Annotated in this window: 31 protein-coding genes and 1 tRNA gene; 12 read left to right on the forward strand and 20 right to left on the reverse strand. The window is 58.8% G+C overall.

Translation table 11 applies throughout. From position 1 onward, the window contains the following. Positions 1-76, reverse strand: a tRNA-Arg gene (locus IV109_RS11725). Between the two features lie 89 nt (positions 77-165). Between IV109_RS11725 and IV109_RS11730 the strand changes: the two genes are divergently transcribed. Then, positions 166-699, forward strand: a complete 534-nt coding sequence (locus IV109_RS11730) for a c-type cytochrome (RefSeq protein ID WP_296696563.1) — start codon at positions 166-168, stop codon at positions 697-699. 88 nt (positions 700-787) lie between these two features. Here IV109_RS11730 and IV109_RS11735 read toward each other — a convergent pair whose 3' ends face one another. Next, the gene (locus IV109_RS11735) at positions 788-1,327 is read right to left on the reverse strand and encodes a DUF2946 family protein (protein WP_296696566.1); all 540 of its coding nucleotides are present in this window, start codon (positions 1,325-1,327) and stop codon (positions 788-790) included. 3 nt (positions 1,328-1,330) lie between these two features. Beyond that, a complete protein-coding gene (locus IV109_RS11740) occupies positions 1,331-2,311 on the reverse strand; it encodes an alpha/beta fold hydrolase (protein ID WP_296696569.1) in 981 nt (326 codons plus the stop codon). 138 nt (positions 2,312-2,449) lie between these two features. Between IV109_RS11740 and IV109_RS11745 the strand changes: the two genes are divergently transcribed. From IV109_RS11745 to IV109_RS11755, 3 genes are read left to right on the forward strand one after another with little or no spacing between them, the layout of a single operon-like run. Continuing rightward, positions 2,450-3,037, forward strand: coding sequence for a LemA family protein (locus tag IV109_RS11745; protein WP_296696573.1), 588 nt, complete (start codon positions 2,450-2,452; stop codon positions 3,035-3,037). Positions 3,038-3,052: 15 nt separating this feature from the next. Further along, complete coding sequence (locus IV109_RS11750; RefSeq protein WP_296696575.1) at positions 3,053-4,000, forward strand: TPM domain-containing protein; 948 nt, start codon at positions 3,053-3,055, stop codon at positions 3,998-4,000. Further along, positions 4,000-4,521, forward strand: coding sequence for a TPM domain-containing protein (locus IV109_RS11755; RefSeq protein ID WP_296696579.1), 522 nt, complete (start codon positions 4,000-4,002; stop codon positions 4,519-4,521). Before IV109_RS11750 ends, IV109_RS11755 begins: the two co-directional genes overlap by 1 nt. A gap of 98 nt (positions 4,522-4,619) precedes the next feature. Here the strand turns inward: IV109_RS11755 and IV109_RS11760 are convergent, their stop codons facing one another. The 9 genes from IV109_RS11760 to IV109_RS11800 are packed head-to-tail and all read right to left on the reverse strand — an operon-like array spanning position 4,620 to position 11,765. Then, positions 4,620-5,036 carry a F0F1 ATP synthase subunit epsilon gene (locus tag IV109_RS11760; protein ID WP_296696582.1) on the reverse strand — a complete coding sequence of 139 codons (417 nt, stop codon included), beginning with the start codon at positions 5,034-5,036 and terminating at the stop codon, positions 4,620-4,622. A 39-nt stretch (positions 5,037-5,075) separates the two neighbouring features. After that, a complete protein-coding gene (atpD, locus tag IV109_RS11765; protein WP_296696585.1) occupies positions 5,076-6,476 on the reverse strand; it encodes a F0F1 ATP synthase subunit beta in 1,401 nt (466 codons plus the stop codon). A gap of 26 nt (positions 6,477-6,502) precedes the next feature. After that, positions 6,503-7,387: a F0F1 ATP synthase subunit gamma gene (atpG, locus tag IV109_RS11770; RefSeq protein ID WP_296696589.1), complete on the reverse strand. Its 885-nt coding sequence runs from the start codon at positions 7,385-7,387 to the stop codon at positions 6,503-6,505. A 39-nt stretch (positions 7,388-7,426) separates the two neighbouring features. Further along, positions 7,427-8,980 (reverse strand): F0F1 ATP synthase subunit alpha, encoded by a 1,554-nt coding sequence (gene atpA, locus IV109_RS11775; RefSeq protein WP_296696593.1) that lies wholly within the window; start codon positions 8,978-8,980, stop codon positions 7,427-7,429. A gap of 49 nt (positions 8,981-9,029) precedes the next feature. Then, positions 9,030-9,560, reverse strand: coding sequence for a F0F1 ATP synthase subunit delta (locus tag IV109_RS11780; protein ID WP_296696596.1), 531 nt, complete (start codon positions 9,558-9,560; stop codon positions 9,030-9,032). A 10-nt stretch (positions 9,561-9,570) separates the two neighbouring features. Continuing rightward, entirely contained in the window at positions 9,571-10,041 is a 471-nt protein-coding gene (locus tag IV109_RS11785) for a F0F1 ATP synthase subunit B (protein WP_296696601.1), read from the reverse strand. Between the two features lie 37 nt (positions 10,042-10,078). Then, the gene (gene atpE, locus IV109_RS11790; protein WP_188709704.1) at positions 10,079-10,345 is read right to left on the reverse strand and encodes a F0F1 ATP synthase subunit C; all 267 of its coding nucleotides are present in this window, start codon (positions 10,343-10,345) and stop codon (positions 10,079-10,081) included. A gap of 45 nt (positions 10,346-10,390) precedes the next feature. Next, entirely contained in the window at positions 10,391-11,275 is an 885-nt protein-coding gene (gene atpB, locus IV109_RS11795) for a F0F1 ATP synthase subunit A (RefSeq protein WP_296696604.1), read from the reverse strand. 10 nt (positions 11,276-11,285) lie between these two features. Continuing rightward, positions 11,286-11,765 (reverse strand): ATP synthase subunit I, encoded by a 480-nt coding sequence (locus tag IV109_RS11800; protein WP_296696606.1) that lies wholly within the window; start codon positions 11,763-11,765, stop codon positions 11,286-11,288. Between the two features lie 192 nt (positions 11,766-11,957). On the opposite strand from IV109_RS11800, the gene IV109_RS11805 reads away from it, so the two are divergent. From IV109_RS11805 to IV109_RS11820, 4 genes are all read left to right on the forward strand, one after another. Then, positions 11,958-12,248, forward strand: a complete 291-nt coding sequence (locus IV109_RS11805) for a DUF493 family protein (protein ID WP_296696609.1) — start codon at positions 11,958-11,960, stop codon at positions 12,246-12,248. 61 nt (positions 12,249-12,309) lie between these two features. Beyond that, positions 12,310-12,966 (forward strand): lipoyl(octanoyl) transferase LipB, encoded by a 657-nt coding sequence (gene lipB, locus IV109_RS11810; protein WP_296697137.1) that lies wholly within the window; start codon positions 12,310-12,312, stop codon positions 12,964-12,966. A 16-nt stretch (positions 12,967-12,982) separates the two neighbouring features. Further along, the gene (lipA, locus tag IV109_RS11815; RefSeq protein WP_296696612.1) at positions 12,983-13,990 is read left to right on the forward strand and encodes a lipoyl synthase; all 1,008 of its coding nucleotides are present in this window, start codon (positions 12,983-12,985) and stop codon (positions 13,988-13,990) included. A gap of 63 nt (positions 13,991-14,053) precedes the next feature. Next, positions 14,054-17,512 carry a DEAD/DEAH box helicase gene (locus IV109_RS11820; protein WP_296696615.1) on the forward strand — a complete coding sequence of 1,153 codons (3,459 nt, stop codon included), beginning with the start codon at positions 14,054-14,056 and terminating at the stop codon, positions 17,510-17,512. Between the two features lie 6 nt (positions 17,513-17,518). Here the strand turns inward: IV109_RS11820 and IV109_RS11825 are convergent, their stop codons facing one another. After that, on the reverse strand, positions 17,519-18,322 hold the full coding sequence (locus IV109_RS11825; protein ID WP_296696618.1) for an SDR family oxidoreductase: 804 nt from the start codon (positions 18,320-18,322) through the stop codon (positions 17,519-17,521). A 152-nt stretch (positions 18,323-18,474) separates the two neighbouring features. Here IV109_RS11825 and IV109_RS11830 point away from each other — a divergent pair, with 152 nt between their 5' ends. Next, positions 18,475-18,903, forward strand: a complete 429-nt coding sequence (locus IV109_RS11830; RefSeq protein WP_296696622.1) for a thioesterase family protein — start codon at positions 18,475-18,477, stop codon at positions 18,901-18,903. Here the strand turns inward: IV109_RS11830 and IV109_RS11835 are convergent. Then, the gene (locus IV109_RS11835; protein WP_296696624.1) at positions 18,878-19,360 is read right to left on the reverse strand and encodes a hypothetical protein; all 483 of its coding nucleotides are present in this window, start codon (positions 19,358-19,360) and stop codon (positions 18,878-18,880) included. The two genes, IV109_RS11830 and IV109_RS11835, sit on opposite strands and share 26 nt — an antisense overlap. Before the next feature lie 184 nt (positions 19,361-19,544). On the opposite strand from IV109_RS11835, the gene IV109_RS11840 reads away from it, so the two are divergent. After that, positions 19,545-20,465, forward strand: coding sequence for an alpha/beta fold hydrolase (locus tag IV109_RS11840; protein ID WP_296696626.1), 921 nt, complete (start codon positions 19,545-19,547; stop codon positions 20,463-20,465). Here IV109_RS11840 and pqqE read toward each other — a convergent pair. From pqqE to pqqA, 5 genes are read right to left on the reverse strand one after another with little or no spacing between them, the layout of a single operon-like run. Next, complete coding sequence (gene pqqE, locus IV109_RS11845) at positions 20,443-21,639, reverse strand: pyrroloquinoline quinone biosynthesis protein PqqE (protein ID WP_296696630.1); 1,197 nt, start codon at positions 21,637-21,639, stop codon at positions 20,443-20,445. The two genes, IV109_RS11840 and pqqE, sit on opposite strands and share 23 nt — an antisense overlap. Before the next feature lie 5 nt (positions 21,640-21,644). Next, positions 21,645-21,941, reverse strand: a complete 297-nt coding sequence (pqqD, locus tag IV109_RS11850; RefSeq protein WP_296696633.1) for a pyrroloquinoline quinone biosynthesis peptide chaperone PqqD — start codon at positions 21,939-21,941, stop codon at positions 21,645-21,647. A gap of 29 nt (positions 21,942-21,970) precedes the next feature. Next, complete coding sequence (gene pqqC / locus IV109_RS11855; RefSeq protein ID WP_296696635.1) at positions 21,971-22,681, reverse strand: pyrroloquinoline-quinone synthase PqqC; 711 nt, start codon at positions 22,679-22,681, stop codon at positions 21,971-21,973. Beyond that, positions 22,674-23,606 (reverse strand): pyrroloquinoline quinone biosynthesis protein PqqB, encoded by a 933-nt coding sequence (pqqB, locus tag IV109_RS11860; protein WP_296696636.1) that lies wholly within the window; start codon positions 23,604-23,606, stop codon positions 22,674-22,676. Before pqqB ends, pqqC begins: the two co-directional genes overlap by 8 nt. Before the next feature lie 57 nt (positions 23,607-23,663). Continuing rightward, entirely contained in the window at positions 23,664-23,738 is a 75-nt protein-coding gene (gene pqqA / locus IV109_RS11865) for a pyrroloquinoline quinone precursor peptide PqqA (protein ID WP_086121059.1), read from the reverse strand. Positions 23,739-23,976: 238 nt separating this feature from the next. On the opposite strand from pqqA, the gene IV109_RS11870 reads away from it, so the two are divergent. Beyond that, a complete protein-coding gene (locus tag IV109_RS11870; RefSeq protein WP_296696637.1) occupies positions 23,977-24,381 on the forward strand; it encodes a PaaI family thioesterase in 405 nt (134 codons plus the stop codon). Between the two features lie 20 nt (positions 24,382-24,401). Here the strand turns inward: IV109_RS11870 and IV109_RS11875 are convergent, their stop codons facing one another. Next, on the reverse strand, positions 24,402-24,878 hold the full coding sequence (locus IV109_RS11875; RefSeq protein ID WP_296696638.1) for a glycine zipper family protein: 477 nt from the start codon (positions 24,876-24,878) through the stop codon (positions 24,402-24,404). 141 nt (positions 24,879-25,019) lie between these two features. On the opposite strand from IV109_RS11875, the gene IV109_RS11880 reads away from it, so the two are divergent. After that, complete coding sequence (locus IV109_RS11880) at positions 25,020-25,160, forward strand: hypothetical protein (protein ID WP_296696640.1); 141 nt, start codon at positions 25,020-25,022, stop codon at positions 25,158-25,160. Positions 25,161-25,493 lie beyond the last annotated feature (333 nt).

The following is a 25,493-nucleotide window of genomic DNA, read 5'->3' on the forward strand; positions in this document are numbered from 1 at the left end:
TGGTGCGGCTGGCGGGGATCGAACCCACGACCCTTGGCTTCGGAGGCCAATACTCTATCCACTGAGCTACAGCCGCAAACCGAAGGGTGCATTGTAGGTGTTTTCGCAAGGGGGGCGGCTATAATCACAGGCTGCTTTCAACGCCCCCGATTTTTAGAGGACACCATGAGCGACAACAGTCACGCCACCGTTCACGACGAAGACCACACCGGTCCCGTCAAAAACCCCAAGCAACTGCTGCTTGCCGTATTCTTTTCGTTTGTGGTTCCCGTATTCGCCATCATTGGCCTGGTGCAGTACGTCACATCGGACAACAAGCCCGCTGCTGGAGCGGTCAACATGGAAAAAGCGCTGAATGCGCGTATCCAGAAAATTGGCACGATCGAGATTCGTGATGCCAATCGCCAGCTCAAGAGCGGTGAAGAAGTTTTCAAAGCCCAATGCACAGCCTGCCATACATCCGGTGCGGCTGGTGCGCCAAAGTTTGGTGACACTGCAGCCTGGGCTCCTCGCGTGGCAACCGGCTACGAGGCACTGCTGACCTCCGCCGTCAAAGGCAAAAACGCCATGGGTCCTCAGGGCGGTGGTGATTTTGAAGATCTGGAAATCGGCCGCGCGGTGGTCTACATGGCCAACGGATCCGGCGGCAAGCTGGAAGAACCCAAAGCACCAGCAGCTCCTGCCGCTGCAGCCAAGTAGGACCGTCCCCCACATTACAAAAAAACCGGTTGCTGACCGGTTTTTTTGTTTTTCAGTCCTCTAGCTCCCGATTCAATTGCTGATATTGCTATGTTTTTTGAAGCAATTGAGGGCTCGCCACATAGTTGAAGCGCACCGGCAAATCGGTCGACAACACATCTTGGGGAACCCATAAACCTTGCTCCACGGCGTCGGCAGCATGGCCCATGTCCATGGTATGAACCAAGCCAAAACCTGAATCGGCATCCAGATAAAGGCGCCCTTGTTCGTCCAGCAGGCAGCGCTGAAGTCGCGCCGGTTTGCCTGCGTGGTCTTGAATCGAGAAGTCTTCGCTGACACGCCAGATCAGTGGCGTCACTTCCAGTTCGACATAAACGCGCTGCGGTCCGTTCTGGAAAAACCATTGCCCCTGGCGATCCGACTCGTAGTTGCGCTGGATGAACTCAATCAACTTTTCATGCTTGAGCTGCGAGCCCTTGCTTTGCGGCGTGCCGCCAGCAAACGGTCCCTGAGCTTGCACCCGGTCGTCGCGCATGAACCAGTTGCCGCGCGCATCCAGCCCCAGCCAGCCGTAACAATCGGGCACGTTGGGCCACTTGGCGAGGGCTTGTTTAACAATGTCGTCCATGGATCATGAATTCTGAGGTTGAGAAATATGTGAAGCCAGCCAGCCGCCCACTGCGTCCGGCATGGAGCGCACATGACCTGGCAAACGGCCTTGAGGAAAACCAACATGCCCGCCGTGCGCTGGCTGCCACAGGGTCACGTAGCGCCCGGCATCTTGCTGCTGCGGCAGACAGGAGGATGGCACAAAAGGATCGTTTCGGGCGTTCACCACCAGCGCCGGGATGCGTATCCGGTGCAAATGCGGTTTGGCCGAGGCACGCGTCCAATAGTCGTCGGTACTTTTAAAGCCATGCAGAGGGGCCGTGAAGACGTTGTCAAACTCATAAAGATCTCTCGCCGCACGCAGCGCATGAGCATCGAACAGGCCAGGATGTTGCGCCAACTTGCGCAGGGCCTTGGGCTTCATCGTGTTCAGGAACATGCGGGTGTATACCAGCCGGTTAAAGCCCCGCCCAATCGCCCTTCCACTGGCAACCAGATCAATGGGCGAGGACACACTTGCCACGGCATCGGCCACGTAAGCGGCCTCGTCACCCATTTCTTCGGCCCAGCGTAGCAGCGCATTGCCGCCCAGTGATATGCCCACGGCAAGAATGGGACCCCGGTGCTGCTGGCGTATGCGCGCCAGGATCCAGCCGATTTCCTCAAAATCACCCGAGTGATAGGCCCGCGGTCCGTGGTTGAGTTCACCACTGCAACCCCGGAAATGCGGCACGGCGAAACCAAATCCGCGGACTCTCGCAAAGTCCGCAAATGCCTCTGCATAGTGGCTGCCGGATGAACCTTCCAGTCCGTGGAACATCACCAGCAGCGTCTGGAATGGCGTGGTCTCAAGCCAGTCGACGTCTATGAAGTCGCCATCTGGCGTATTCCAGCGCTCCCGCCGGTACAGCGGCGTCGGGCCAAAAACCCGCCGAGAGTACAAGGCAGGCCAGATGGTCTGCAAATTGCCGCCTGGCAGCCACTTGGGCGCGGTGTACTTCATGGTTGGATGTAGCGAATCTCGTGCAATTTTGGCGTGTTCTGCAAACGGGTTCTTGCGATTGCGCATTTTCCATGCGAATCCTCAGTGTAGGTGCAACAGGTTTATGCTACTGTCGGTCACCCAAAGTTGGAGAGTTTTATGACGCGCTGGTTCCTGATCCTCATTGCCTCGTTCAACCTTACCGCTTGCGGTTACAACGATTTTCAACGTCTTGACGAACAGACCAAGTCCGCCTGGAGCGAGGTACTGAACCAGTACCAGCGGCGCGCTGATCTGGTACCCAACATCGTGGCCACAGTCAAAGGCGAAGCCGCTTTTGAGCAGGAGACGCTGACCAAGGTGATTGAGGCCCGCGCCAAGGCAACCTCGATTCAAGTGACGCCGGAGACCTTGAACAACCCGGAAGCATTCAACAAGTTCCAGGCTGCACAGGGTGAATTGGGGTCCGCTTTAAGCCGTTTGATGGTTGTCTCCGAACAGTACCCCAGCCTCAAGGCGAACGAAGGTTTTCGCGATCTGCGGGTGCAGCTTGAAGGCACTGAAAACCGCGTGACAGTGGCCCGCAACCGCTATATCCAGGCCGTGCAAGCGTATAACGTGCTGGCCCGCAGCTTCCCCAGCAACCTCACTGCCATGTTGTTCAGTTACCAGCCCAAGCCCAGTTTTGCTGTGCAGAATGAGGCAACGATTTCAAGCCCGCCTGTGGTTGACTTCAACAAGAAGTAACACCACTTTGAGCCTATGTTGATTGGCATACTCCTGCAGCAACGGGTAGTGGCCCCTTCTTTGCCGGCGTGGGCCTGGGTGGCTGGCTTGCTCACAGGGCTGCTGTTCGCTTTTGCGTCAGCCCATGCTCAACAGGCAATTCCGCCCGTCACGGCTCATGTCATGGACACCACCGGCACGCTGGATGCTGGACAGGTGCAGCAACTTGAGAACAAGCTCACCGCTTTTGAGCAGGCGCGGGGCGCTCAACTTGTCGTGCTGCTGGTGGCTACCACCCAGCCTGAGGACATTGCCAGCTATGCCAACCGGGTTGCGAACACCTGGAAGCTCGGACGCAGGGAGATTGGGGATGGTGTATTGCTTATCGTCGCCAAAAATGACCGCAAGGTGCGTGTTGAAGTGGCCAAGACACTGGAAGGCGCCATCCCGGATCTGGCTGCTAAACGTGTCATTGACGAGGTGATCACCCCTCGCTTCAAGCGGGGCGACTTTGCCGGTGGTCTGGATGCAGGGGTAGCCCGTCTTACAGGCTTGATCGCTGGCGAGGCCTTGCCCCCACCACCCCCGGGCGCGTCAGGCTCGGAGCAGGCGAAGTCGGGGTTTCAGTGGATAGACATGGCCATCTTTCTGTTCATCGCCGTGCCGGTGATGGCGGGAATGGCCCGCAAGATGTTGGGGCTCAAGCTGGGTGCCCTGGCAACTGGCGCAGCGGTCGGAGCGCTGACGCTTTTCGTCACCTCCAGCCTGATTGTGGCCAGCGTGGCCGCGTTTGTGGCGCTCCTGTTTGCCTTGTTGACCCGCTTTCCGCAGGCGCATCCCGGCAACTGGACTTCCGGCAGCAGTGGCACTGGCGGCTGGGGGACAGGAGGAAGCGGCGGCTGGAGTGCTGGCAGTGGGGGTGGCGGCTTCAGCTCGGGCGGCGGCGGTGACTTTGGGGGCGGCGGCGCCTCGGGAGATTGGTAATGCTAGGCCGGATCAAGCGTGTTTGGAGACATCGGTGGCTGGACGATTCCGTTTTGCAGCGGGCGGTTCCTGCGGACATGTTGCGCCGGCTAGGCGACAGGGTCGCGGCGAGCGAGCGGCGTCATTCGGGGGAAATCCGGATTTTTGTGGAAGCTGGCCTGCCGCTGCACTGTCTTTGGACAGATGCACCCACTCGACAGATCTGCCGACAGCGCGCACTGGGAGTTTTCAGCGAACTTCGTGTTTGGGATACGGCCCACAACAACGGCGTACTGATCTATCTGTTGCTGGCCGAGCGTTCCATTGAAGTAGTGGCGGATAGAGGACTGAGCGAACGGGTCTCCCACGAAGCCTGGCAGGCCATGGTGGGCCGCATGCGGTCCGCATTTCAGCAGGGTCAGTACGAAGAAGGACTGACGCAGGCGCTGGGGGAAGTGTCTGCTCTGTTGGTCGAGCATTTTCCTCTTGGCGACAACGACGGCAATCCCAATGAATTACCGGATACACCTGTGTTGAATTAAAACCTTGATGCTGAAATAACAAAAGCCCTGGTCTTTGCAGAGCAGGGCTTTGAAACCGGGAAGCACGTCGAACGGCGATGAACGCCTTCGATTTTCGTTTACTTCTTGAGGCGGTATTTCCGCAACGCGGCGATCTGGGCAGCCATAACAGCCAGTTCAGATTGTGCGCGGGCAATATCGAGTTCGCCCTTGGCGTTCTTGAGTGCTTCTTCAGCCGCGGCCTTGGCAGCATTGGCCTTCTCATCGTCCAGGTCTTTGCCGCGAATGGCAGTGTCGGACAACACCGTGACGCAGTTGGGCTGGACTTCCAGAATGCCACCGGCCACGAAGACAAACTCTTCACTGCCGTCGGCATTTTCAATACGCACCGAACCCGCCTTGATGCGCGTGATCAATGGGGTATGGCGGGGGTAAATGCCAAGCTCGCCAGCTTCACCGGGCAGGGCGACAAAGCGCGCCTCACCGGAGAAGATGGATTCTTCAGCACTGACCACGTCGACGTGGATGGTGTTCATGTTGGCTTTTCCTTAGATTCGAATGTTCGATCCGAGTACTTACATCTTCTTGGCTTTTTCGAACGCTTCGTCGATCGTGCCAACCATGTAGAACGCCTGCTCAGGCAGATGATCGCACTCACCAGCCACAATCATCTTGAAGCCGCGAATGGTTTCGGCCAGAGGCACGTACTTGCCGGGGCTGCCGGTAAACACTTCAGCCACGTGGAAAGGCTGGCTCAGGAAACGCTGAATCTTACGGGCACGGGCCACAGCCAGCTTGTCTTCAGGAGCCAAGTCGTCCATACCCATGATCGCGATAATGTCGCGCAGTTCGCGATAGCGCTGCAGCGTACCCTGAACCGCACGGGCGGTTTCATAGTGATCAGCACCAACGACCAACGGGTCCAGCTGACGGCTGGTGGAGTCCAGAGGATCCACGGCAGGATAGATACCCAGCGAAGCGATATCACGGGACAACACCACGGTGGAGTCCAGGTGAGCAAAGGTTGTCGCAGGGGATGGATCGGTCAAGTCATCCGCAGGAACGTAAACGGCCTGAATAGACGTGATGGAACCCACTTTGGTGGAAGTAATACGCTCTTGCAGACGGCCCATTTCTTCGGCCAATGTAGGCTGGTAGCCCACAGCGGAAGGCATACGACCCAACAGCGCGGACACTTCGGTACCGGCCAATGTGTAACGGTAAATGTTGTCCACGAAGAACAACACGTCTTTACCTTCGTCACGGAAAGATTCCGCAATGGTCAGACCGGTCAAGGCCACGCGCAGACGGTTGCCCGGGGGCTCGTTCATCTGACCGTACACCATCGCTACTTTGGACTCAGGCAGGTTCTCGAGGTTCACAACGCCGGAATCAGCCATCTCGTGGTAGAAGTCGTTACCTTCACGGGTACGCTCACCCACACCGGCAAACACGGACAAGCCGCTGTGTGCCTTGGCGATGTTGTTGATCAGTTCCATCATGTTCACGGTTTTGCCCACGCCGGCACCACCGAACAGACCCACCTTACCGCCCTTGGCGAACGGGCAAACCAGGTCAATCACCTTGATGCCGGTTTCCAGCAGCTCCTGGGATGGGCTCAGTTCGTCGTAAGCAGGTGCCTTACGGTGAATGGAAGCGGTCAGCTCCTGGCTGACGGGACCACGTTCGTCAATCGGCGAACCCAGCACGTCCATGATGCGACCGAGGGTAGCTTTACCAACGGGCACAGTAATGGGGTTACCGGTATTCGACACAATCAGACCACGACGCAGGCCGTCCGACGAACCGAGCGCAATAGTACGCACGATGCCATCGCCGAGTTGCTGCTGCACTTCAAGGGTCAGCGCAGAGCCGTCCATTTTGAGTGCGTCATAAATCTTGGGCATCTGGTTACGGGGAAACTCCACGTCGACCACAGCGCCAATACACTGAACAATTTTTCCTTGGGCTTGCATTTTTCGCTCCAATAATTTGAATTTGCTTAGCCGCTGATTGCAGCTGCGCCAGACACGATTTCCGACAACTCTTTGGTAATAGCCGCTTGACGGGTTTTGTTGTAGATGAGTTTGAGCTCACCAATCACATTGCCCGCATTGTCGGTAGCCGCTTTCATGGCGACCATGCGCGCTGCATGCTCAGAAGCCATGTTTTCAACGACTGCTTGGTAAACCAAGGCTTCGGCGTAGCGCACCAACAGATCATCGATGACCGCTTGTGCGTCAGGTTCATAGATGTAGTCCCATGCATGCTGGGTGCCACTTGCCTTCGTTTCAGCTTCCATGACGGAAGCGGACAAAGGCAGCAACTGATCCAGCACCGGCTGTTGGGCCATGGTACTTACAAATTTGTTGTAGCACAGGTAGACAGCACTGACTTCACCGCGGGCATAAGCGTCCAACAGCACCTTGACGGGGCCGATGAGCTTGTCCAGGTGAGGCTTGTCACCCAGGTGCGTCAAGTGCGACACAACCTGAGCACCCATGCGGTTCAAAAATCCGAGCCCCTTGCCACCGATGGCAACAGCTTTCGGCGTTTTCCCCGCTGTCTGCGTTTCCCGCAATTTACCGGTCACAGCGCGCAACAAGTTGGTATTCAAACCACCGCACAGGCCCTTGTCCGTGGTCACCACAATGAAACCCACCGACTTGCCGTCGTTGGCCTTCATGAAGGTGTGCACGTACTCTGGATTGGCATGCCCGAGGTTGCTCGCAATACTGCGAATTTTTTCGCTGTAAGGACGGGCTGCGCGCATGCGCTCCTGCGCCTTGCGCATTTTGGAGACAGAAATCATCTCCATCGCCTTAGTGATCTTCTTGGTGTTTTCCACCGATTTGATCTTGGTGCGTAGTTCCTTGCCTGATGCCATCAGAGGCTCCTCATGAGGTAGGGAATGATCAGGAAGGAATTAAGCAAAGCTTTTCTTGAATGCGCTCACCGCAGCAGTCAACTCAGCCTCAGCATCCTTGTCCAGGGCTTTGCTGTCTTCCAGCTTGGCCAACAGGGCAGCGTGCTTATCCTTCAGATAGCTGTGCAAGCCATGCTCAAAAGACAAAATCTTCTTGACTTCGATGTCGTCCATGAAGCCCTTGTTCACTGCGAACAAAGACGCTCCCATCAGGCTGATGGACAGCGGACTGTACTGGGCTTGCTTCAGAAGTTCGGTCACACGGGCACCGCGGTCCAGTTGCTTGCGTGTGGACTCGTCCAGATCGGACGCGAACTGCGCAAAAGCAGCCAATTCACGGTACTGCGCCAAGTCGGTACGGATACCGCCGGACTGGCCTTTGATGATCTTGGTCTGAGCCGAGCTACCCACGCGAGACACCGAGATACCGGCGTTAATCGCAGGACGGATACCCGCGTTAAACAAGGAGGTTTCCAGGAAAATCTGACCGTCGGTAATCGAAATCACGTTGGTCGGCACGAAGGCGGACACGTCACCCGCTTGCGTCTCAATAATGGGCAGAGCTGTCAAAGAACCGGTCTTGCCCTTGACGGCGCCTTTGGTGAAGGCTTCGACGTAGTCGGCGTTCACACGAGCGGCACGCTCAAGCAGACGGCTGTGGAGATAGAACACATCGCCGGGGTAGGCTTCGCGGCCTGGAGGACGACGCAGCAACAGGGACACCTGACGGTAGGCGACGGCCTGTTTGGACAAATCGTCATACACGATCAGCGCGTCTTCGCCGCGGTCACGGAAGTATTCGCCCATGGTGCAGCCCGAGTAGGCAGACACATACTGCATGGCAGCCGATTCAGAAGCGGAAGCCGCCACAACAATGGTGTAAGCCATTGCGCCAGCCTGCTCCAGTGCACGCACCACGTTCTTGATCGACGAGGCCTTCTGGCCAATCGCGACATAAACGCAGGTCATGTTCTGACCCTTCTGGTTAATGATGGCGTCAATGGCAACAGCGGTCTTGCCGGTCTGACGGTCACCAATGATCAGCTCGCGCTGACCACGGCCGACGGGCACCATGGAGTCAATCGACTTCAGGCCAGTCTGCATGGGTTGGTCGACGGATTTACGAGCGATCACGCCAGGCGCAACCTTTTCAATCACGTCGGTCATCTTGGCGTTGATCGGACCTTTGCCGTCAATCGGCTGGCCCAAGGCATTGACCACGCGACCAATCAACTCGGGACCGACGGGCACTTCCAGAATACGGCCGGTACATTTGACCGTGTCGCCTTCGGAGATGTGCTCGTACTCACCCAAAATCACGGCGCCGACAGAGTCGCGCTCAAGATTCAGGGCCAGGCCGAAGGTTGGCGTACCGTCAGCGGTCAGAGGAAACTCCAACATCTCGCCTTGCATCACGTCGCTAAGACCGTGTACACGAACGATACCGTCGGTCACCGAAACAACGGTACCCTGGTTACGGATGTCGGCGCTGGCCGCAAGGCCTTCGATACGGCTCTTGATCAGTTCAGAAATTTCTGCTGGATTGAGTTGCATGACTCTTTCCTTCTTTCGTTAATTGGGCTGACGACTCGGGGCTTACGCCTCAAGCGGTCAAGGCCATTTTCATTTGTTCAAGACGGGCTTTGACAGAAGAGTCAAGAACCTCATCACCCACCGCCACACGAATGCCGCCGATCAGCTCAGGCTGCAATTCGACGGAGACATTGAGCTTGCGGCCAAAGCGTTTTTCCAGTGTGACCTTCAAGTCAGCCACGGCAGCACCGTCAATGGCAAACGCGCTGTACACCACTGCATCAGATGAGCCGCTTTGCGCATTTTTTAATGCGCGAAACTGCTCTGCAATTTCCGGCAATGCATTCAGGCGGCCGTTTTCGATGACGGTGCGCAAAAAGTTCTTTGCCATGTCCGGCAATGCCACTTTGGCCACGCCGGCAATCACATCAAACACCTGAGCGGTTGTGACGTTGGGGTTATCGGAGAATTGCTGGAGCTGCGCATTTTTCGCAATTTCCTGCAAGGCTTCGACCCAAACAGCCGCACCATTCAAGTCTGATGACGAAGCCTTGAACAAGGCTTCGGCGTAAGGTCGGGCAATGGTGGCAAGTTCAGCCATGGTTGTCCTCTTAGAGCTCTTTGGCCAAACGACCAAGCAATTCAGCATGAACGCCAGCATTGACTTCCTTGCGGAGAATCTGCTCGGCACCCTTGACCGCCAGGACCGCGACCTGCTCACGCAGAGCTTCGCGCGCCTTGATGGCTTGCTGTTCAGCTTCAACCTTGGCGGCAGCAATGATCTTGTTGCCTTCCTCGGTTGCTTTTGATTTGGCTTCTTCCACGATGGCCTGACCGCGACGCTCGGCATCTGCCAGGCGGGCTGCGGTCTCGTTGCGCGACTTGGCCAGTTCGTCTTCCACCCGCTTATTTGCGGAGGAAAGCTCGGACTTGGCTTTGTCGGCAGCAGCGAGGCCGTCGGCGATCTTGCTGGCACGTTCGTCCAATGCAGCCGCGATGGGCGGCCACACGAACTTCATCGTGAACAGCACCAGCAATGCGAAGACGATAGCTTGCGCTACCAGTGTTCCATTAATGTTCACAGTATTTCTCCCTCAACAAGGTTGTTGCAGGCAGCGCTTACTTGACCAGACGTGCGATTTGGGCGAGGAACGGGTTGGCAGTAGCGAACCACAGAGCAATACCGGTACCGATAATGAAAGCCGCGTCAATCAGACCAGCCAACACGAACATCTTGGTTTGCAGTTCACCCATCAACTCAGGCTGACGAGCAGCTGCTTCGAGGTACTTGCTACCCATGATGCCGATACCGATACAAGCACCCAAGGCGCCCAGGCCAATGATCAAACCAGCGGCCAGAGCAGCAAAACTAATAACTTCCATGATTCACTCCTAATTAACTAAAAAAATAAAACGAAAACAAACCGAAAATTAATGCGCGTCGTGCGCCTGCCCGATGTAGACCAAGGTCAACATCATGAACACGAATGCCTGCAACAAGATGATGATGATGTGGAACACCGCCCACGCCCAGCCAGCCACCACGTGCAGCAACAAAAGCATCAGGCTACCAGGCTCTGCAGAGAAAGCCCAGGAACCACCCAGCAAGGCGATCAGCATAAATACCAACTCACCCGCATACATATTGCCAAACAGTCGCATACCGTGCGAAACCGTCTTGGCAGTGAAAGAGATTAACTGCTCTGCAATGTTGACAACGGCCAGAATCACCGCAAACACGGGGTTCTTGCTGGTACCGAACGGAGCGGAAACCAATTCATGCGCCCAGCCGCCCATACCCTTGATCTTGATGTTGTAGAAAAGGCAGATAAGCAAGACAGAAACCGACAGACCCATGGTGACCGAGAGATCGGCAGTGGGAACAACACGCAGGTAAGCGTGATGCGGATCATGACCGGCAGCGCCGTAAATCCAGCCCCAGACCGTGGGCAACAAATCCAGCGGCAACAAATCCATGGCGTTGAGCAGGAAAATCCAGACAAACACGGTCAGCGCCAACGGAGCAACCAGCTTGCGACTCGTGGCATTGTGAACGATCGACTTGGCCTGGCCATCGACCATTTCCATCAGCATTTCGACCGCCGCCTGAAAACGGCCCGGCACACCAGAAGTGGCTTTGCGGGCAGCTTTCCAGAGGAAGAAGCAACCCAAAATACCCAATGTGATGGAGAAAAACAGGGAGTCGATATTGAAGACGGAGAAATCAACGATTTCCGTCTGCGGCTTGTTTTGCCAATGCGTCAGGTGGTGAACAATATATTCACTGGCTGTCGGAGCGTTTGCTTCTGCGGACATTGTTAACTCTTTAAACAGTTTTTCGTTTAGGACGCATTAATAGCGCCACCCAATACACCTTCATGGTCACGATCAGGCCAATCAGCATTGCCAACCAGTCCAGATCTGCAACCAACCGCGGCGCCGCAAATAGCATTCCGACGCTCACGGCGATCTTGATCGCTTCCCACACAAAAAAACCAAAACCTGCGGTCATCGCGTTGATTGACGAGAATTGACTCATCAAACCCCGGGCAAATAACACAGCGGGGATTATCACCGCCAGCGCACCATACCCCGCCGACCAGGCCGCAGCAGACCTTCCGGTCAAACCCAAAGCAGCCAAAGCCACTACCAAACCCACCACAACCTGCCAAGAAACCACCCACCAGGGCGATAACGACGGATGAAGCTCTCGCAATACCCGTGCTTCTTCAGCACTCAGCCGCTTGAACTCCAGATCTTCGGCCTCATCTGCCTTAAATTCTGGGGCTGGATAGACTCTCGTCATCTGGAATTACACGCAGGTTACACGCGACAATTGTCACAAAGCCTTCGATTATACGTAGAAACCCGCGGCTTTGGACACCTCCACGGCGATAATTCACTCATGAGCATCACGCGCCCTCTGTCCGGCGACCTCCGCAGCAGGCCGCCAACACCCTGCACAACCCCCAACTGACCCACCCCAACGCCCCGAATCGTGTCCATACCCAGCCATCCCGATCAGCCGCGCAGCGAGTCGCTCATAGAGTACCCGTCGCTCTTTCCCATTAAAGTCATGGGCCTCAAAGTGGACGGCCTGGTGCATGCCGTCACCATGGTCGCCGCCCAGTTTGACCCCGACTTTGATGCCAGCACGATTGAGTTGCGAGAGAGCAAGGGCGGCAAATACCTGGGCGTGACCATTACCGTTACCGCAACCAGCCGGGAGCAGCTCGACGAGTTGTACCGCACGCTGAGCACACATCCCATGGTCAAAGTGGTGCTGTAAGGCGGTGGATATCCTCGTTTCCAACCTAGGCCGCGTGGACTATCTCCCCACCTATGTTGCCATGCAGGAATTTACCGAAAAGAGAGGCACTCCCCCCTCGTCGGATATGCCTGATCAGCTATTGATTTGTGAGCATCCACCCGTCTTCACTCAAGGTCTGGCGGGCAAAGCCGAGCATATTTTCAATCCAGCCGACATCCCCGTGGTGCAAACCAACCGTGGCGGACAGGTCACCTACCATGGCCCCGGCCAGGTGGTGGCGTATCCGCTGATCGACCTCAAGCGGGCCGGGTATTTCGTCAAGGAATACGTGTACCGCCTTGAGGAAGCGATCATCCGCACCCTGGCGCATTTTGGCGTCACCGGGCACCGGGTAGCCGGTGCGCCCGGTATCTATGTGCGTCTGGACGACCCGACCTCTCACGCCATGCTGCCCCAGCGCCCCAGCAAGTCGACAGCAGCGCAGGGCCGTGGCTCTGACCCCGATTTCGCCGGACTGGGCAAAATCGGTGCTTTGGGCATCAAGGTCAGCCGCAACTGCACCTACCACGGTGCGGCGCTCAATGTGGCGATGGACCTGGAACCCTTCGCCCGCATCAACCCCTGCGGTTACGCCCGGTTGCAGACCGTGGACCTTTCTACAATCGGCGTATCCGTTGGCTGGGCCGAGGCCGCCGACGTTTTGAGCCACAAGCTCGTAACCTATCTGGCGCCCTGATACCGGCGTCCACACCATGAGCCACACCGACCCCGCCGCCAACCCCACGGTCCGCGAAGCCCAGACCACCGAAACCTACGATCCGCTGGCCAAGCAAAAGGCTGCCGCCAAGCTGTCGCGCATCCCGGTCAAGGTGGTGCAAGGCGAAATGCTGAAGAAACCGAACTGGATTCGCGTCAAGGCGGGCTCGCCTTCGACCCGTTTTTACGAAATCAAGGACGTGCTGCGTGCCAACAAGCTGGTCACCGTGTGTGAAGAGGCCAGCTGTCCCAATATCGGTGAATGCTTTGGCAAGGGCACGGCCACCTTCATGATCATGGGCGACAAGTGCACCCGGCGTTGCCCGTTTTGCGACGTGGGCCACGGCCGACCCGACCCGCTGGACGCGCACGAGCCGGAAAACCTGGCCAAGACAATTGCTGCGCTCAAACTCCAATACGTGGTCATCACCAGCGTGGACCGCGATGACCTGCGCGACGGCGGTGCCCAACACTTTGTGGACTGCATCTTGCGCATCCGCGAACTCTCGCCCAGTACGCAGATCGAGGTGCTGGTGCCCGACTTCCGCGGTCGCGACGACCGCGCACTCAAGATCCTGCAGGCCGCACCCCCCGATGTGATGAACCACAACCTGGAAACCGCGCCCCGCCTGTACAAAGAGGCCCGCCCCGGCAGCGACTACCTGTTCAGTCTGAACCTGCTCAAGAAGTTCAAGGAGCAGCACCCCAACGTACCCACCAAGAGCGGCATCATGGTCGGCTTGGGCGAAACCGACGAAGAGGTGCTGCAAGTGATGCAGGACATGCGCGACCACAACATCGAGATGCTGACCATTGGTCAATACCTGGCACCCAGCACGGCCCACCTGACGGTCAAGCGCTACGTACACCCAGACACCTTCAAAATGTTCGAGGCGAAAGCCTATGAGATGGGCTTCAAGCACGCCGCCGTAGGGGCGATGGTGCGCTCAAGCTACCACGCCGACCAGCAGGCCGGCCATGCACTGGGGATTCCTACCTCCTGACTCATTTAGCTATTTAATTAATAGCAAATTGGTCAGCGGAGACAAGGACCAGACGCTAATTCAATGACAATTTCTGCTCACGCCAAAGGTCTCTGGTTCGACCCACGTTCGCTGGAGAAGCTGGCGGACAGCGGGGCCTGGTCGCGCGGGCTGATGCTCTATCGCAGCCAGAAGGTACTGAGTCTGGACATCGAGCCAGCGGGCGACCACTGGGTGCTGATGGGCGAGGTGCAGGGCAGCCAGCGCAACCCGTATGAAGTGTCAGTCGACATGGCGATCACACCCCAGGGCACGGTGGCTTACTGGGACAGCGATTGCGAATGCCCCGTGGGCGACGACTGCAAACATGGCGTGGCGCTGATGCTCAAGGCCGCCTACCAGGGTTTGCAATTGCTGGGCGGTGACGCGCCGGATGCGCGCAACTCGACACCCTCTGCGCCCTCGCCCGAACAGGTTGAAGCGATCCGCCAAGCGGCCATCGCGCGCGCGGCTGAGATGGCCCGACTGGAAGCTGAGGCCAAGCTGATGGCCTGGCTGCAAGAGATGGACCGCGCCAATGGCGTGGTCGTGGAAAGCCCCCAGGCCAACGAGCGCCCCGAGCAGTTTCTGTACTTGTTGACCGTACATGGCGGCCAGGGACCCAAGCCGCAGCTGCAAATCGAAGCGATGGTGTCTTACCCCAAAGTCACCGGCGGCTGGGCCAAGCCGCGGGCCATCAAGACCCCGCCGTACAAAGGTCTGCCCGTGTATGACCGCGCCAGCGCGACCGATCATGAGGTGCTGGAGCTCATTCGCGCCATGCCCAACACGCAGAATTTTCGCTACTCCTATGCCTTCAGTGCCAGCGCGGTGCTGCAAGGCCAGGTGGGATTGCTCGCGCTGCAACAGGCCGCCAGCACCGGACGGCTGGTTCTGGAAGACAGCAAGGGCAACCCGGGTGCGGCCATTCAATGGGGTCCGACCCAGACCCTGCGCTGGGAATGGCATGAAGTGCCCAGCCTGCACACCCCCGAGCCCAGTTGGGCCTTGCGCGCAAAGCTGCCCAATGCTTCTGCCAGGCTGTGCCTGAACCAACCCCCGCTTTATCTGGATGCCACCCAGGGCTTGTGCGGTCTGGTGCAGGCGCAGGGTATTCCACCGGCCCAGCTGGAGGTGCTGCTGAAAGCACCCCCGCTCAAGCCCGAGGCCTTGAAAAAGCACCAACTCGCGTTGATGCAGAGACTGGGTAACTTGCCCATGCCACCGGTGCTGCAAGAACTCATCCCGCTGAAAGACATTGCCCCCGTACCCTGCCTGCATCTCTCGCCCAGCTTGCCCGAGGATGCGCCCCACATTGGCATGATCCGGGCTGTGTTGCGCTTTGACTATGGCGGCCACCGCGGTTGGTGGGCCGGCAAGGGCCAGGCTGTGGTGATTGAAGACGCACAAGGACGCTTTTTGCTGCACCGTGACACCGAAGCCGAGTTCGATGCGATGAGCCGCCTGATGGACGTCGGCTTGCACGCGGGCGATGGTGGCTTGTTCAGCATCCCCGGCAATGAGTCGCAGCAACCGTGGCTGCACTGGGCCGACGACAACTACAGCGTGCTCAAAGATGCCGGTTTTGTGGTGACGCTGGACGACGCACTGACCGGTTGGATCACCCACGCCGATGGACTGGACGTGAACCTGCACGCGCAGGGCGATGACGAGGCCACCTCGCCCTGGTTTGACCTGTCTCTGGGCATGGAGATCAACGGCCAGCGCCATAACATTCTGCCCTGGCTGCCGGACCTGATTGCCGCTGCCGCCAGCAGCCCGCTGGACCCCGAAACCGGCCAGCCCAACATTCCCCCTTTTGTCTACGTGCGCTCCAGTGTGAGCAAGGGCTTTATCCGCCTGCCCACCGACGCGCTCAGGCCCTGGATGGCCGCGCTGCTGGAGATGGTGGGCGACCGCAGCCACGATTTCACCGCCGACAGCCTCAAGCTGTCGCGCCTGGACGCCATGCGGGCTACCGCAGCGCTGGGTGAAGGCGCGGTATGGGAAGGTGCGCAGGCTTTGCGCGACATGGTGCAAGGCTTGAGCGGCCGCGCCGAGTTGCCCAACGTGCCGGTGCCCAGCAGCGTAGTGGCCAGCCTGCGCCCCTACCAGCAGCAGGGCCTGAACTGGTTGCAGTTTTTGCGCGCTCATGGCCTGGGCGGCATTCTGGCCGACGACATGGGCCTGGGTAAAACCCTGCAAACCCTGGCTCACATCCAGGTCGAAAAAGACGCCGGCCGATTGACCCAGCCCGCACTCATCATTGCCCCGGTCAGCCTGATGGGCAACTGGCTGCGCGAGGCCCAACGCTTTTGCCCGCAGCTGCGCAGCATGGTGCTGCACGGCAAAGAGCGCCACGATGCGGCCCACGCCATGGCCGAACACGACATCGTGATTGCGCCCTACTCGCTCTTGCACCGCGACAAGGAACGCTGGCTGGAGATGCAGTGGCACCTGGTGGTGCTGGATGAAGCGCAGAACATCAAAAACGCCAGCACCCACGCCGCGCAAGTGGTGGGTCAGCTGCAAACACGGCATCGCCTGTGCCTGTCCGGCACCCCGATGGAAAACCATCTGGGCGAGATCTGGAGCCTGTTCCACTTCCTGATGCCCGGGTTTTTGGGCAGCCAGGCGCGCTTCAAGGAGTTGTTCCGCAACCCTATCGAAAAACAGGGCGACCCGGACCGACTGACCCAGCTGCGCGCCCGCATCACGCCTTTCATGCTGCGCCGAACCAAGGCGCTGGTGGCCAGTGAGTTGCCGCCCAAAGTGGAGACGGTGATGCGCGTGGAGTTATCGGGCAAACAGGCCGACCTGTACGAAACCATCCGCTTGGGAATGGAAAAAACCGTGCGCGAGGCGCTCACGAGCAAAGGGCTGGCCAAGTCGCAGATCACGATTCTGGATGCGCTTTTGAAGCTGCGCCAGGTCTGCTGCGACCCCAGCCTGCTGAAGCTGCCTGCCGCGCAAAAAGTCAAGACCTCGGCCAAGCTGGAACAGCTGATGGAGCTGCTGCCCGAGATGGTGAGCGAGGGGCGGCGCATTTTGCTGTTTTCACAGTTCACCAGCATGCTCACGCTGATCGAGGCTGAGCTGAAACAACGCAACATTCCCTGGGTCAAACTCACCGGCCAGAGCCAGAACCGCGATGCGCTGATTGAGCAATTCACCAGCGGCGCCGTGCCCATTTTCCTGATCAGCCTCAAAGCCGGTGGCGTGGGCCTGAACCTGCCACAGGCCGATACCGTGATCCACTACGACCCCTGGTGGAACCCCGCGGCAGAAGCCCAGGCCACCGACCGCGCGCACCGCATCGGCCAGACGCACACCGTCTTTGTCTACAAACTGGTAGCGCAAGGCACCATCGAAGAGCGCATCCTGGCGCTGCAGGAGCGCAAGGCCGCCTTGAGCGAGAGCATGTACAGCGGCGCCACCGGGCGCAAGCAGCCGCTGTTCACCGAAGGGGACCTGGCGGAGTTGCTCCGGCCGCTGTCGGATTAAGCGGTCTCAGGACGCTTTTTCGTTGAACATCATGGTGCGGCCACCGTCAACGACCAAATCATGGCAGTTGACAAAGCGCGCATCGTCGCTGGCGAGATACAGGGCGCCATAGGCAATGTCCATGGCGTGGCCGGCGAAGGGCAATGGCGTTGCTTTGGCCAGGCTAGCCTCCAGCTTGGCCATTTTTCTGGCGTTGTCTTCTGCGCTCAAGGTGTTGGCGCGTGCCGAGCCGCCCCAGAAGATCGGCGTCGGGATCGCCCCCGGTGCGATCGAGTTCACCCGAATGTTGTGGGGCCCCAATTCAACGCCAGCCAACTTGGTGTAGTGCGTCACGGCCACCTTGGCAGCCGAGTAAATGGCCGCGCCTTGTCCATAACGAATCGCGGCAATGCTACTGTTGTTGATGATGGAGCCGCCCCCGTTATTTTTGAGCGCGGGAATGGCGTGCTTGATTCCGAGCACCACGCTGCCCAAGAGCAGTTGCATCGCGTAGCCAAAGTCTTCGGGCGTGATGGTTTCCAGGTCGCCCTTGGTGGGCCCGCCAGCGTTGTTGAACAACACATCCAGTTTGCCGAATTTCTGCACAGCGAGATCCATCACGCCTTTGATGTCGGCTTCCTGCATCACATCCGCCTGCGCGTAAAGCGCGTGATTGCCAAGGCGCTGGGCAATCGCCTGGCCCTTGTCGGCGGAGCGGCCCACGATGAGCACTTTGCAGCCCTCGCGAACAAACAGTTCGGCGGTGGCTTCGCCAATGCCGCTGGTAGCGCCGGTAATAACAGCGACTTTGCCTTCTAAACGTTGACCCATGATTCTTCCTTGTTGGAGGATGTCGAAAATTCCAGCATGTGCTGACCACATGGCGGGACTATGCCCTGTTTATAAGGCATGCTGGCTCAAGGCAACAGAGTGAGCGCATTCAGAAGTTACGATTGACACTTTCAAAATCCAAGCCAACTCTCATGCCACGCATCCAGCTCGTTCCCGCGCCAAACTACCCGTTTGTCACGGAAGTGCAGATTTACATCAGCCACGTCAATCAGGGCGGGCACCTCGACAACGCTCAACTGCTCACACTGGTGTCCGAGGCACGGCTTCGGTTTTTTACCTGGCTGAGTTATTTTGAGTCGGATGTGGAAGGCACCAACATCGTGGTGGGCGACATCGTGGCGCAGTACAAGTCCGAAGGCTTCCATGGCGAGACCATGCGCATTGAAATGGCCCCGACCGATTTCAACAAGTATGGCTTTGACCTGCAGTTCCGCATGAGCGACAAGGCGACGGGTCGGGAGGTGGCGCTGGGCAAAATTGGGATCGTCTTCGTTACCCGCACCAACCGTAAGGTGGCCTTGATTCCAGCGGCCTTTATGACTCGGCTACGCCAACTTTAAACTGGGCTTCCACCCAAGCTACCGCACTGCTGCGGTTGAGCTTGAACGAAGGCGCTACACGCGCCTGGGCCAAGGTGTCACCGCCATCGTCCTGCGCGCTCAGCACGGCGTAGGGATTGTCTTCATCGGGCACGATGTCCAGCAACACGGTCACGCGAGCTGAGCCCACGGACACGGTAATGCTCTGGTGCAGCGAGGCATGCAATTGCTGCTCTTGCCGACGCACAAACTCTGAAGCTGTTTTGACCAGCGTACTGAAGGCATTGCCGTCCAGCGGCTTGGGATTTTTCTTGTCGCGCCCCATGGTCCATGGTCCAACCAGGGCGGGTTCGGGCTCGCCGTCTTTGGTCATGGCCACGGCCCAGCCATCATCGTCTTCGTTCTTGATGACGCGTGCAGTCCAGCCGTCGCCACTCCACAAACGAGGTTCCTGAATTTTGGTGGGCAGGTCAGTCACAGGTAGGCAATCGGTAAAAAGGGTGGGCGGGGCAAACTATGCCTGGAGCGAGGATGCTACCTGAGATGGGGTGAGGGATCGCCCCAGCCGCTCAGAATACTCAATTAGCTCCTAATTAGATAGCATACCTGCTATATTTTACGTTGGCCTTTGGCTTATTTGATGGCCAAATACAATGCTTTGCATGCCCACGCAAACGCCCGCCCCAATTTCCCCACCAACCTGGGACAGCGGCTGGCTGGACGCCGGCGATGGCCATCGCCTGTACTACGAACAATGGGGACGCCCCGACGGGCCGGTAGCGCTGGTGCTGCACGGCGGGCCGGGTTCGGGGTTCACCGAGCGACTGCGCTCCTTCTTCGATCCGACGCAGTTCCGCGTGATCGCCTTTGACCAGCGCGGCTGCGGTCGCAGCACCCCGCGCGGGGAATGCCAGCACAACACCACCGAGCACTTACTGGCCGACATCGAGTGTCTGCGCCACGCGCTGGGCGTGCAGCGCTGGCTGGTGGTCGGTGGGTCCTGGGGCGCGACGCTGGCCTTGGCCTACGCCACCCGCTTTCGCGCACCGGTAGCGGGCTTGCTGCTGCGGGGCTTCTTCTGGCCCGAGGCTAAGTCCATCGACGAGTTTTTTGCTGACCGGCCCTGGCGACAATGGGCGACGCAACTCGATGCGGCAACCCGGCTTGAGCGGCATGCGGCCGCGCGCGCATGGTGGCAATGGGAACTGTCGCGCTCGGGGCCCAATGCTGAAACCGCACCCAACTTGCCTGCGTTATCCGAGCCGCAGCTGGACGCCCTGTGTGACCGCTACCGCGTGCAAGCCCATTACCTGCAGCACGCCTGTTGGCTGGATGACGCGAACCTGGGGCGCGGCGCGGCGGACTGGTCAGGCTTGCCGATTCAGTTTTTGCATGGCGCGGCGGATCGGGTCTGTGCGCTGGCTCCCGCCGAACACGTACACGGCTGGCTGGCCGGCAGTAGCTGGCGCGCGGTTGAAGGCGCAGGGCATGACCCGTTTCACCCGGCCATGGCGCAGGCCATGCGCGACGCTTTGAACGTATTCGCGCAGAGCGGCCGCTTCAGCCCAAATCCGGCAGCTTGAGTGCGGCGGCACTCAGCGCCCGCGAGTTGCTGTCGGTACGAAACACCAGCGGCTTCCAATGGGCATCCTTGACACCTTGGGTATCGCTCTCTTCGGCCCGCGTTGCTGCAGCCCGCACAATGGCCACCACCTGCTCGTGTTGGGGCGACTTGGCGCACACCGGATCGGTGGCGGCAGCGTCGCCCGTGAGCATGTAGGCCTGGCAGCGGCAGCCACCAAAATCCTTGTGCCGCTCATCGCAGGAGCGGCAGGGTTCCTGCATCCAGGCTTCACCGCGAAAGGCGTTGAAACCAGTGCTGTGGTGCCAGATGTCGGCGATGGAATGCTCGCGCACCGAGGGGAATTTCAAGCCTGGCAGGTCGCGCGCGTTGTGGCAGGGCAGCGCCATGCCATCGGGTGCGACGGTCAGGAAGACGCTGCCCCAGCCGTTCATGCAGGCTTTGGGTCGCTCTTCAAAATAATCAGGCACCACGTACAGCAACTGGCAGCGCGCGCCAATGCGGGTGCGGTAGTCGTTGACCACGGCTTCGGCGGCCTGCAACTGCTCGCGCGTGGGCATGAGTTGCTCACGGTTGAGCATGGCCCAGCCGTAGTACTGGGTGTTGGCCAGCTCCAGGTATTCGGCACCAATTTCCAGCGCGAGGTCAATAATGGCACCGATATGCGGCAGGTTGTGCCGGTGCATCACGCAATTCATGACCATCGGGTAGTCATGGGCCTTGATGAGATCGGCCACTTTGCGCTTGAGCTCAAAGGTTTTGGTGCTGCTCAGAAAGTCATTGAGCTCGCGCGTGGAATCCTGAAACGACAATTGGATGTGGTCCAGGCCCGCATCCTTGAGGGCACGAATGCGCGGCTCGGTCAGGCCCACGCCCGAGGTCAGCAGGTTGGTGTAATAGCCCAGCCGGTGCGCTTCAGCGACCAACACCTCCAGGTCGTCGCGCACCAGCGGCTCACCGCCCGAAAACCCCAGCTGCGTGGCGCCCAGGGCGCGTGCCTCGCGCAGCACTTTGATCCACTCGTCGGTCGTCAACTCATCACGCACGGCGGCGTGCTGCGTTGGGTTGTAGCAGAACACACAGTGCAACGGGCAGCGGTAGGTCAGCTCGGCCAATAGCCAGAACGGTGGTTTGATGGCGTTGGCGCCTGATACGCCTGCAGTGGGGGCCAACATCATGGCTAGATCAGCCAGCGACGCGCGTAAGCCTGCGCCAGCAACTGCTCAATCTGGCTACGCAAACCGGCTTGTCCGAACGCCGTCTCCAGGTCAGCCACCAACGCGTCCACCGTGGTCTGGCCGTCGCAGCGCTTCATGATCTCGCCAGCCGAGGCGTTGAGCTGCACCATGCCTTCGGGATAGAGCAGTACATAGGCGTTCTGCACCTCTTCCCATTGCAGGCGAAACAGTTTGTTGAGGCGCGGTCGGGCATCGCCCGGGGGCGCAGTGGGTTCAGGTGCTGCTTGCGGTATTTCCATCGATAGTGCCAATAGGTTTCTGACGCAGCTCAGGCCGGATAGGCTGCGTCAATCGCATCCAGCATCGACCAGAGAATATCCAGCTTGAATTGCAGAATGTCGAGCGCGCGTTGCTGTTGCGACCGGGTCGTGAAATGTTCCAGAGTCACCCTCAGCCCGTGCTCCACATCGCGCGACGCCAGCGGAATGCGGCTGCGGAAATAGCTCAAGCCCGACGCCTCAATCCAGGGGTAATGAATCGGCCAGGTGGCGAGGCGATCCTTGTGAATCTGCGGCGCAAACATTTCGGTCAGCGAGGAGCACACGGCCTCTTGCCACGGCGCGTGGCGCGCGAAATTGACATAGGCATCGCAGGCAAAACGCACACCGGGCACCACCGCCTTGAGCGACCACAACTCATCGCGCTTCAGGCCCACAGCTTCACCCAGTCGCGTCCAGGCCTCCATGCCGCCGGCATGTTCACCTTCGAAATCATCTTGCCCATCGTGGTCCAGCATGCGCTGAATCCAGAGTCGGCGATGCGCCCGGTCCGGCATGTTGGACATGACGGCCGCGTCCTTGAGCGGAATGCACCATTGGTAATAGAAACGGTTGACGACCCAGCCGCGCACCTGCTCGGGCGAGCACTGGCCGCTGTTGAGGCGCACATTGAACTTATGGTGAATATGGTACGCCGCGCCTTTTTCGCGCAGACGGTTCTCAAATTCGACGGCGTCCCACGCCAGGGTGTGATCAGCCATTGTCAGTACCCAGATTGATGGCCATGCCATCCCAGGCCACCTCGATGCCGGCGGCGGTCAAGGCGGCGCGCTCAGGCGAATCGCTGCGCAGGATGGGGTTGGTGTTGTTGATGTGAATGAGGATTTTTCGGGTGCTCTTGGGCAGGGCGGCCAGCACGTCTATCATGCCGCCGGGGCCGGACTGTGCCAGATGGCCCATGTCCATCGCGGTTTTGCTGGACAAGCCCAAGACCTGCATCTCGTCATTGCGCCAGAAGGTGCCATCCACCAGCACCACATCCGCAGTCGCCATGGCACACGCCACAGCGGGTTCGATGCGCCCCAGCCCGGGCGCGTAAAAGACACGCTTGCCGCTGGGAATATCCTCCACCACCACACCAATGTTGTCGCCGGGCAGCGGTGCGTCGCGGCGCGGTGAATACGGGGGCGCGTTGCTGGTGAGAGACATGACCGAGAAGCGCAAGCCCGCTAACCCGGCCACCTCGAAATCAGGTTCGCTCAGGGATAAAGGATGAGCCTGCACCCCGGCATAGTGCGACAGCACGCGCACCAGGGGCAGGCTGCCATTGAGTTCTTCCAGTACTTGCGGCGTGGCGTACAAGGGCAACGCAGTGCGACGCTCTCTCAGCATCAGCAAACCGGTGACGTGGTCAATCTGGGCGTCCATCAGCAACACCGCGGCAATGCCGGTGTCGCGGACCGAGCGCGCGGGCTGCAACTCGGGCATGGCGCGCACCTGGGCCAGGATATCGGGGGAGGCATTCACCAGCAGCCAGTCCTGGCCGTTGCTTGACACCGCAATCGATGACTGCGTGCGCGCGCTCAGGGCTGGATCACCTGCGCGCACCGCCGTGCAGTTGGCGCAGTTGCAATTCCATTGGGGAAAACCACCACCGGCGGCGGAACCGAGAATTCGTAGGTACATTTTTTGGGCGAAAAAAAACGACGCGGCACCCACGGGCGCAAGCGTCGTTCAGTCAGTTCATCGATTGGCGATGTACATCGTGATTTCAAAACCGAAACGCATATCGGTAAAAGCGGGTGTCGTCCATTGCATGCAAGTGCTCCTTTTAATAGTTGGTTAAACAGGCTGCATCCTCGCGGCAAGCAGTTCGCAGCCCAAGCCATGGCGCAGTTCTTGCGCCAACTGAAATACTACCCGCGAACCCGGCTTTTTGCTAATGTGCCTGGGCCCGGCGCTGGCTTGTTCCGTTTTGGAACACCGCAAGAGCCCAGACCCTGAACGCGGAGAAAACCCTGATTCCCATGGGGACATGAATCCGCTAAGCTGCCCCATGGATCAGATCACCCTGCAATCAGCCCTCTCCGACTACTTTGCGCCCTGGGTTCAGGCCTTGGGACTGCGCGTGGAATCTGCAAATGCCGACAGCGTCACATTGCGCCTGCCCCAAAGCGAGCAGTTGGTGCGCACGGGCGGCATGCTGTGCGGGCAGGCCATGATGGCAGCGGCCGACACGGCCAAAGTGCTGGCACTGATTCACCATTTCAACGAATTCAGGCCCTGCACAACGGTGCAGATGAACACCAGTTTCCTGAAACCTCTGTCCAATCAGGATGCCTTGATTGAAGCGCGCATTGTTCGCGCCGGAAAGTCCCTGGCATTTGGCGAAATTGACATTCGTGGCGCACTGGATGGAAAAAGCGTCTGCCGCGCGACAACCACCTACGCACTGCTATAGCCCCGCCCAATGGGTTTCTGTCAATTCCAGCCAATCACGTCAAAGCCCTTTTCGCCCATGCACCGCTGCACAAAGTGACGGTAGGTACCGCTGGCCTTTTCGTGCATGGCACCGGAAACGGCTCCGGCAGAGCCACCTACCGCAGCCCCTGCGGCACCGGAACGCACTGCTCCATCCATGCCACGACCGGTGACCAGCGCCCCCACCGCAGCAGCCACACCGCCTGCGGCCGCCCCCTGACCCGCACGGCGCGCGGTCTCATTGGTTTTTTCTTCAGGCGTCAGGCCCGCGCTTTGGGCGCGTGCCATGCAGACGTCCACTTCGGCTTTGGCTTTGGCCTCGCCTACACGGTTGAAGGTGGCGTTGGGGTAGAGCACCGGCCGTGCTGATGGACTTTGAGGACCTGTGGCAGCACAACCCGCCAGCATGCCAATGGCAAAACCCAGGCCCATAAGCCGCGATGAGGGGCCAATAATGTGAGAAAAAAGATAGTTCATGGGTCAACAACGGCTGAAAGACGCTGCATGCTGACACGCTGAACAGATTTCCCGGGCCACTTTGCCGCCGAACTGAATCAAATTGTGTCCGGATGGGTAAAATTCCCCTTTTTAGTGAATTTGAAAACTCAAGGAATCACCATGTCTGCACCCAAATCCAATCAGGAAGCCCACGAAGTTGATCCCGTGGAAGCCGTTGTATCGGTCATGCCGATCGTCTTGCCCTTGGTCGGCGGTGTGATGATGTTGTTATTGGCTTTTATTGCCGTTTCCATGGCCTGATCGGGCTATAGCCAGCGTATTTATTGCCTGTTTTGCTATTAAATTTATAGCTAAATGGGCGGCGCCCTCGCGCACCAAAACCTCACTCAATCTTCAACGCCCCGACCAACGGTTGGGTCGGTCGCATTGGCACGTCAGCAAGCATGGTCAGCGACCTCGCGCATAAAGCGATGCATTTTTTGCATATCTTTTCGATGTAACTCCCAGGTAACCCCCCGGCAAGTTCATAAAATCGTCATCCGGGCGAACGCGGCCAGACATCCAGCACAGGCCCTTTCGCAGAAAACCGCTTTCTGAAAACAAATGGATAAGACTCCGGCGATTGACGTGCCG

It is taken from the genome of Rhodoferax sp., from assembly GCF_018780565.1.
Classification (GTDB): Bacteria; Pseudomonadota; Gammaproteobacteria; order Burkholderiales; family Burkholderiaceae_C; genus Rhodoferax.

Coding starts and splice junctions, on each gene's coding strand:
- IV109_RS11730 (WP_296696563.1), top strand. CDS start 166: ATGAGCGACAACAGTCACGCCACCGTTCACGACGAAGACCACACCGGT.
- IV109_RS11735 (WP_296696566.1), bottom strand. CDS start 1,327: ATGGACGACATTGTTAAACAAGCCCTCGCCAAGTGGCCCAACGTGCCC.
- IV109_RS11755 (WP_296696579.1), top strand. CDS start 4,000: ATGCTAGGCCGGATCAAGCGTGTTTGGAGACATCGGTGGCTGGACGAT.
- IV109_RS11750 (WP_296696575.1), top strand. CDS start 3,053: ATGTTGATTGGCATACTCCTGCAGCAACGGGTAGTGGCCCCTTCTTTG.
- atpD (WP_296696585.1), bottom strand. CDS start 6,476: ATGCAAGCCCAAGGAAAAATTGTTCAGTGTATTGGCGCTGTGGTCGAC.
- IV109_RS11880 (WP_296696640.1), top strand. CDS start 25,020: ATGTCTGCACCCAAATCCAATCAGGAAGCCCACGAAGTTGATCCCGTG.
- IV109_RS11760 (WP_296696582.1), bottom strand. CDS start 5,036: ATGAACACCATCCACGTCGACGTGGTCAGTGCTGAAGAATCCATCTTC.
- IV109_RS11830 (WP_296696622.1), top strand. CDS start 18,475: ATGCCACGCATCCAGCTCGTTCCCGCGCCAAACTACCCGTTTGTCACG.
- pqqD (WP_296696633.1), bottom strand. CDS start 21,941: ATGGAAATACCGCAAGCAGCACCTGAACCCACTGCGCCCCCGGGCGAT.
- lipA (WP_296696612.1), top strand. CDS start 12,983: ATGAGCCACACCGACCCCGCCGCCAACCCCACGGTCCGCGAAGCCCAG.
- pqqB (WP_296696636.1), bottom strand. CDS start 23,606: ATGTACCTACGAATTCTCGGTTCCGCCGCCGGTGGTGGTTTTCCCCAA.
- atpB (WP_296696604.1), bottom strand. CDS start 11,275: ATGTCCGCAGAAGCAAACGCTCCGACAGCCAGTGAATATATTGTTCAC.
- pqqC (WP_296696635.1), bottom strand. CDS start 22,681: ATGGCTGATCACACCCTGGCGTGGGACGCCGTCGAATTTGAGAACCGT.
- IV109_RS11840 (WP_296696626.1), top strand. CDS start 19,545: ATGCCCACGCAAACGCCCGCCCCAATTTCCCCACCAACCTGGGACAGC.
- IV109_RS11745 (WP_296696573.1), top strand. CDS start 2,450: ATGACGCGCTGGTTCCTGATCCTCATTGCCTCGTTCAACCTTACCGCT.
- IV109_RS11825 (WP_296696618.1), bottom strand. CDS start 18,322: ATGGGTCAACGTTTAGAAGGCAAAGTCGCTGTTATTACCGGCGCTACC.
- IV109_RS11800 (WP_296696606.1), bottom strand. CDS start 11,765: ATGACGAGAGTCTATCCAGCCCCAGAATTTAAGGCAGATGAGGCCGAA.
- IV109_RS11740 (WP_296696569.1), bottom strand. CDS start 2,311: ATGAAGTACACCGCGCCCAAGTGGCTGCCAGGCGGCAATTTGCAGACC.
- IV109_RS11820 (WP_296696615.1), top strand. CDS start 14,054: ATGACAATTTCTGCTCACGCCAAAGGTCTCTGGTTCGACCCACGTTCG.
- lipB (WP_296697137.1), top strand. CDS start 12,310: ATGCAGGAATTTACCGAAAAGAGAGGCACTCCCCCCTCGTCGGATATG.
- IV109_RS11875 (WP_296696638.1), bottom strand. CDS start 24,878: ATGAACTATCTTTTTTCTCACATTATTGGCCCCTCATCGCGGCTTATG.
- pqqE (WP_296696630.1), bottom strand. CDS start 21,639: ATGTTGGCCCCCACTGCAGGCGTATCAGGCGCCAACGCCATCAAACCA.
- IV109_RS11870 (WP_296696637.1), top strand. CDS start 23,977: ATGGATCAGATCACCCTGCAATCAGCCCTCTCCGACTACTTTGCGCCC.
- IV109_RS11780 (WP_296696596.1), bottom strand. CDS start 9,560: ATGGCTGAACTTGCCACCATTGCCCGACCTTACGCCGAAGCCTTGTTC.
- atpG (WP_296696589.1), bottom strand. CDS start 7,387: ATGGCATCAGGCAAGGAACTACGCACCAAGATCAAATCGGTGGAAAAC.
- atpA (WP_296696593.1), bottom strand. CDS start 8,980: ATGCAACTCAATCCAGCAGAAATTTCTGAACTGATCAAGAGCCGTATC.